We start from the raw sequence: 5,849 nt of genomic DNA, 5'->3' as shown, positions 1-5,849 counted from the left end.
ATCGCCCGCACGGTCTTGTCGGGATTGAGATCGAGCACGCCGTAGCGCTCCGGATCGGCCACCCAGTAGCCGAACACCGTGGCGCCCTGCTGTTGTTTCGCGGCGCGGCGCAGCACGGCGCTGAAGCCTTCGCCGTAGAAAATGTTGTCGCCCAGCACCAGCGCGCAGGGGCCGCCACCGACGAAGGCGCGGCCGATCAGGAAAGCCTGGGCAATGCCGTTGGGTTCGGGTTGCACGGCATAGCTGATATTCAGGCCCCACTGGCTACCGTCGCGCAGCAGGCCGCTGAAGGCGACCTGGTCGCGCGGCGTCGTGATCACTAGGATGTCGCGGATGCCGGCCAGCATCAGCGTGGTCAGCGGATGGTAGATCATCGGCTTGTCGTAGACCGGAATCAGTTGTTTGCTGGTCACGGCCGTTGCCGGATGCAACCGCGTGCCGGCTCCACCTGCCAGGATGATGCCCTTCATTGTCCTCACCCGTTTGCCCAGCCATTGTGGCGGGCGCGTTTGACCGGAAGGTTAAGCCATACCCGACGGGGATGGCCAGTTAAAAGCCGGCACAAAACCTACCATGCCGACCAGCCGCCATCGACGACCAGGCATTGTCCGGTCACATAACGCGAGGCATCGGAGGCCAGATACAGGAAGGCGCCGACGAAATCGTCCTCGCTGGCCATGCGCCGCAACGGCGTGCGCGCCTCATAGCGCTCGACAAAGACCTGCGGCTGGCCGCGCGCGATGCCGCCTGGAATGATGCCGTTGACGCGCAGGCCCGGCGCCAGCGTGGTCGCCAGCCAGCGCACCAGTTGCTCAAGTCCGCCCTTGCTAGCCGCATAGGCGGCGGGATTGGCCATTGCCGTGCCCTCATAGAGGCTCCAGTCCGGGCCCAGCATGCCGTAGATAGAGCCGATCATGATCAGTGACCCGCTGCCCGATTCCGTTAGCAAATCGGTGCAGACCTGCGAGAGGATGAACGGCGCGGTCAGGTTGACCTCCAGGGCCGCGCGCCAGGCCGCCGATGACTGCTCGCGGAACCCGACCGCCCAGCCTTCCAGCCGGCTGGTGCCGACAAAAGCCGCGCAATTCACCAGCACATCAAGGCGGCCGAACCCATCGCGGATCGCCGCCGGCACCCCGCGCAGGGCGGCTTCGTCACGCAGGTCGAACGGCAGAACCAGCACGCGGCATGTGTAACGGCCGGTCAGCGTATCCGACAGCGTCTGCAGGCCGGCGGCATCCAGGTCGATCAGCACCAGATCGGCGCCAGCCTGCGCTGCCGCTTCGGCAAAGCAGCGGCCGAGATGGCCTGCCGCGCCGGTAATCGCCACCACGCGCCCGGACAGGCGGAACAACTCCAGCGCCTCGGGCATCAGTCGACCTCGCCGAAAATCTCGCCGAATTTGGCATTGGCGATGCCCAGATCCTCATAACGGCCGATATCGGTCCAGTAACCCTCGATCTGCCAGGCGCCGACCGGCGCGCCGGCCGCCAGCATCTGCGACAGCAGGGTCGGCATGTCGAGATATTCATTCGGCTTCAGCCAGTCGAAAGCCTCGGGGCTGAGCACATAGATGCCGGAATTGATCCGCAGGTTCTGCGATGGCTTTTCCTCGATCCCGGCCACCTTGTCGCCATCGACCGACACGACGCCGAAAGGCACGGTATAGGTCCGTTCGCTCAGCGCAACAGTCGCCAGCGCGCCGGAACGCTCATGGGCCTCGACCATGGTCGGGAACCAGAGCGTGGTCAGGATATCGGCATTCATCACGATGACCGGGCTGTCGGGCCGGCGCGGCAGCAGCGATAGCGCGCCAGCGGTGCCCAGGCGGGTCGGCTCGTGTATATAGTTGATGTCGACGTTGTAGCGTTCGCCATCGCCAAAATACGACTCGATCATCTCGGCCTTGTAGTTGACCGAGATGAACAGCTCGCGATAACCCTGACCGGCGAACTGGATGATCGAGGTTTCCAGGATCGGCCGGCCGCCAACCGGAACCATCGGCTTCGGGATCGTCTCGGTCAGCGGACGCAGCCGCGTACCCAGACCGCCTGCCATCAGCACGACCCAGTTGCGGTGAAGCTGCGCCGTCAGCAGCTGGCGCATCTCCAGCAGGTCGAGGATGCGGCCATCCTTGTCCACCACCGGCAGGACATTGATCGCATGCTTGCGCATGATCTCGAGCGCCCGGACATGGCTGATGCTCGGATCAACCGTCGTCGGCTTGGCATTCATGATCGTGCTGGTCGCGGCATCCAACGGAATGCCGGCCAGGATCGCCCGGCGGATATCGCCGTCCGAGATCGTACCGCGCAGAATCCCGTTCTCCTCGATCAGCACGATGCGCAGGCCATTGACGTGCAGGCAGCGGATCGCATCGATGATCGACGCGGTCATGCTGGTGGTGCAGTTTTCGAGCGATCGGGTCGGAACGTAGGGAGTAGAGGTCATGCCCACTGCCTTCGGCCTGCTTCGGCGGGAGTGCTCTCGAACGCTGCGCTCAACGGCTTGCCCCCGGGGCGCATTTCAGGCTCCATAAGTCATTGTAAAATACTGAAAAGCCCTGCTTTTCGAGCGTACCTGTGCTATGACAACAATAAAGGCAGTAATTCGTTAACAAAATCCGAAAAGAATAGCCCCATGGCTAAGATCAAACCGATTTACATGTCCTGCGAAGTCCAGCGCCGCGAACTGAATTCGCGCCTGTTCCTTGCCATGCTGGCCGCCGCGCGCGGCTACACCAGCGTGATCACCCAGAAGGTGATCATGCGTGCCAATCTGCCCCGCGTCCCAACCGGCGTTTTCTGGCACAAGACCGCCACCGTGAAATGCGCCCATTACTTCGATCTGGCCAAACAGCATCATCACCGCACCGTGGCCTGCTGCGAAGAGATCATCAACGTGCCGGACGACCCGGTCGGCGCCGACTACGCGCGGATCTATTTCGACGATGGTGCGGCCAAGAATACCGACCTGTATCTTGCCGCCACCGTGCTCGACAGCCGCATGGCCCGCCAGCACCCCTTCGGCAGGGTGCTGGATGTCGGCAATACGCGAATCGAGCTGCTGCGCGGCCGCAATCGCGAGATTTTCGCCGATCCGGTGAACGAGCTGCACCAGAAATTCGGCAATTTCATCTTGATCAATTCGCCCTTCGGCCTCGCAGGCAGCCTGCGTTCGATCCAGCATGAACGCAAGGAATACGAGGCTTTCGCCGCGAAAACCGAAAGCTTCGCCGACGAATACTTCAAGGAGCGCTTCGAACGCGAAAAGCAGGGCATCGGCACCATCGTGGAACTGGCCCGCACGCTGTCGGATCAGGGCAAGACCGTCCTGGTGCGGCCGCACCCGCACGAAAATCCCGATACCTGGAAGGAATTGCTACGGGATATCCCGCATACCGCGGTTGATGACAGCGGCGCCGTCGGGCCGGTCCTCATTGCCTGTGACGCCCTGCTGCAGGGCAATTGCACCACGGGCCTGGAGGCCATCCTGCTCGACAAGCCGGTAGGCAACTTCATGTCGGCGCCCGACCAGATGCTGAGCGCCCGGCTGATCCCGGCACTCGGCCCGGAGAATGCCCTGGAGCAGATCCGTGAGCCGATCTCCGGCCTGCTGGATGCCGTCCGGCAGTCGCTGCATGGCATCGATCAGCCGATCACCAGCCAGATCATCGACGCCTTCGACGAACTCGACCCCCCAGAATGTGAACTGACCGACCTGCTGACAACCAAGTTCCTCACCACCTCGCATTTCGGCGACGACAAATCCATGGAGCGGCGCTGGCCGCTGCTGGATTACCGCAGCTGCAAGCTGTTCGTTCGCGGCGCGGCCAAGGCACTCGGCATTGGCGATGTCGGCTTGGTCAATGTGGGGCCGAACATCATCATCATCGCACCGGCAGCGGCAATGCACGAATTGCAGCGCACCGCGCCGGCGGCCTGACGGTTCTCAATCCGGTGCGGGCGGGAATGGACGGCCTTTCCTCTGCGATCTGGGGCACATCATGAAATCGATGGCGATTGCAGGACGGAAGGTGGGGCCGGATGCGCCCTGCTTCATCATTGCCGAGATCGGCGTCAATCATAATGGCTCGGCCGCCATGGCGCGACAACTCGTCGAGGCCGCCAAGGCCGCCGGCGCCGATGCGGTCAAGCTGCAGCTGTTCAACCCCGATCTGCTGGCCTCGCCCGGCGCGCCGAAAGCCGCCTATCAGGAAAGCGGCACGGCCGGCACGGCCGACCAGAAGGAGATGCTGCGCAGCCTGACCCTCGATACGGCGGTCGTGCGCAACCTGAAACAGCAGGCCGATCAGCTCGGCATTGCCCTGATCGCCACGCCCTTCGACCTGCCCAATCTGCAGCTGATCGATGCACTGGATCTGCCAGCGATCAAGATCGGCTCCGGCGATCTCGACAACCCGATCCTGTTGCGGGCCGCCGCCACCACGCGCCGGCCGCTGATCGTTTCCACCGGCATGGCGACGCTGGCTGAAGTGGATATGGCGGTCGGCTGGCTGGAACAGGCCAACTGCACGAATCTGGCCCTGCTGCATTGCGTATCGGTCTATCCGGCGCCGGAATCCCTGGCCAACCTGCGGGCGATGGACGTGCTGGCACAGGCCTACGACTATCCAATCGGCTTCTCCGATCACACGCCCGGCACCCTGGTTTCGGCTGCTGCCGTGGCGCGCGGCGCCACCATGATCGAAAAACACCTCACGCTGGATTGCGGCCTGCCCGGGCCGGATCACCGCGCCTCGCTTGATCCGGCCGGCTTCACCCGACTGGTCGCCGACATCCGCAGCGTGGAAACGGCCCTGGGCAATGGCCGCAAGCAGCCTTTCGCCGCGGAATATGAAACCCGGCGGGTGGCGCGCCGCAGCCTCTGCCTGTCGCGCGATCTGCCGGATGGCAGCGTGATCACCGCCGATGCCCTGACCGCCCTGCGCCCGGGCGATGGCATTCCGGCATCCTGTTTCGATATCGTGGTCGGACGCCGCGTCACCAGGGCACTGGCGGCGGGGCACCGGCTGGCATGGGGGGATCTGACGTGAGCAACAGCGGGCTGGGCCGGATTCTTGTCACCGGCGCAGGAGGTTTCATCGGCTCCCATCTGGTTGAGCATCTGCTGGCAGACGGCCACGATGTGCGGGCCCTGTGCCATTACAATGGCCATGGCAGCCTTGGCTGGCTCGACGCCCTCGCGCCGGCACAGCGTGAGCGGATGGAAATCACGCTGGGCGATATTCGCGACCGCGACATCGTCGAACAGGCGGTGCGCGGCTGCGACACGGTGTTCCATCTCGCCGCCCTGATCTCGATCCCCTATTCCTACCGTGCTGCGGAAAGCTACAGCGACACCAATCTGCGCGGTACCATCAACGTTCTGGAAGCCGCCCGCCGCTATGGCGTGCAGCGCATCGTGCAGACCTCGACCAGCGAAGTTTACGGCACGGCACAGTTCGTGCCGATGACCGAGGAGCATCCGCTTTCGGCCCAGTCGCCCTATGCCGCCTCAAAGATCGCCTCTGACCAGATGGCGCTGGCGTTCCATCGTTCGCATGGCGTGCCAGTCACCATCCTGCGGCCGTTCAACACCTTTGGTCCGCGCCAGTCACCACGCGCGGTGATTCCCACCGTGATGCTGCAGGCCGCCGCGGGCGCCGCGACGATCCGCCTGGGTTCGGTTGAGCCAACGCGCGATTTCACCTATGTCGCGGATACCGCTTCCGCCTTCGTCGCCGTGGCGCAGGCGCCTGACGCGATTGGCGAAGTGATCAACGCCGGCAGCGGACGCGAGATATCGATCGGCGACCTTGCCCGACTGATCCTCGACATCGCCGGTTC

General features: G+C 63.9%; 6 protein-coding genes. 3 read left to right on the top strand and 3 right to left on the bottom strand.

The genetic code is table 11. The annotated features are described in order from the left end of the window. From Q1J79_RS10720 to Q1J79_RS10710, 3 genes are all read right to left on the bottom strand, one after another. Positions 1 to 470: sugar nucleotidyltransferase (locus Q1J79_RS10720; RefSeq protein WP_300300037.1), on the bottom strand; the 470-nt coding region annotated here is incomplete at its 3' end. A gap of 98 nt (positions 471 to 568) precedes the next feature. Then, a complete protein-coding gene (locus Q1J79_RS10715; RefSeq protein WP_300300035.1) occupies positions 569 to 1,372 on the bottom strand; it encodes an SDR family oxidoreductase in 804 nt (267 codons plus the stop codon). Next, the gene (locus Q1J79_RS10710) at positions 1,372 to 2,451 is read right to left on the bottom strand and encodes a nucleotidyltransferase family protein (RefSeq protein WP_300300033.1); all 1,080 of its coding nucleotides are present in this window, start codon (positions 2,449 to 2,451) and stop codon (positions 1,372 to 1,374) included. The genes Q1J79_RS10715 and Q1J79_RS10710 overlap by 1 nt, the downstream gene beginning before the upstream one ends. Positions 2,452 to 2,640: 189 nt before the next feature. Between Q1J79_RS10710 and Q1J79_RS10705 the strand changes: the two genes are divergently transcribed. The 3 genes from Q1J79_RS10705 to Q1J79_RS10695 all read left to right on the top strand — a co-directional run. Further along, positions 2,641 to 3,945, top strand: a complete 1,305-nt coding sequence (locus Q1J79_RS10705) for a surface carbohydrate biosynthesis protein (RefSeq protein ID WP_300300031.1) — start codon at positions 2,641 to 2,643, stop codon at positions 3,943 to 3,945. 61 nt (positions 3,946 to 4,006) lie between these two features. Further along, the gene (locus Q1J79_RS10700) at positions 4,007 to 5,056 is read left to right on the top strand and encodes an N-acetylneuraminate synthase family protein (RefSeq protein WP_300300029.1); all 1,050 of its coding nucleotides are present in this window, start codon (positions 4,007 to 4,009) and stop codon (positions 5,054 to 5,056) included. Next, a partial coding sequence (locus tag Q1J79_RS10695; RefSeq protein ID WP_300300027.1) for an SDR family NAD(P)-dependent oxidoreductase occupies positions 5,053 to 5,849 on the top strand: 797 nt, incomplete at its 3' end. The genes Q1J79_RS10700 and Q1J79_RS10695, both read left to right, overlap by 4 nt.

This window comes from Ferrovibrio sp. (assembly GCF_029255545.1).
Classification (GTDB): domain Bacteria; phylum Pseudomonadota; class Alphaproteobacteria; order Ferrovibrionales; family Ferrovibrionaceae; genus Ferrovibrio.
The sequence above is the reverse complement of the archived record's forward strand: the minus strand, read 5'-3'. Positions and strand labels throughout refer to the sequence as shown.